This is a genomic window from Lactobacillus sp. C449L, from assembly GCF_059900815.1.
The window spans coordinates 1-453 of record NZ_JBWXGA010000236.1; the positions used below are offsets into that span (position 1 = coordinate 1).

The window sequence follows — 453 nt, forward strand, 5'->3', positions numbered from 1 at the left end:
GTGTGGAAAGGGCCGTGCGGAACCGTGAGATTAAAGCGATACTCTCCGCCTGGTCCCCAGCCACAACAGCATCCGGAGCGGGCAAAGGATGGACGTGCTCTTCAACCAAGCGACGGCCGGTCTCACCGAGTGCGGCCTGGACGGCCGCCTCGTGCGCGCAAACGACTACTTCTGCGCCATGCTCGGCCGCAGCCGCGACGAGCTCCTGGGACGCCACCTGCGCGAGATCGTCCATCCCGACGACCTGCCGCGCAGCGAGGAGCTTCTGGCGGGCCGGCTCGCGGAGGATCGCTTCGAGACCGAGAAGCGCTACCTGCGGCCGGACGGCTCGGAGGTTTGGACCCGCACTGCCGCCAGCCTCATCCGCAACGCGGCCGGCGAGCCGGAGCGGGGTGTCGCCGTCAGCGTCGACATCACCCGCGACCGGCAGCGGGAGGCGGCGCTGCGCGAGAG

The 453-nt window shown here is 70.0% G+C and carries 1 protein-coding gene; it reads left to right on the plus strand.

The window, feature by feature from the left end:
• Positions 1-88 precede the first annotated feature (88 nt).
• Positions 89-453 (plus strand): PAS domain-containing protein (locus AC2JF9_RS09200; RefSeq protein ID WP_500727162.1); only part of this gene is annotated, 365 nt, incomplete at its 3' end.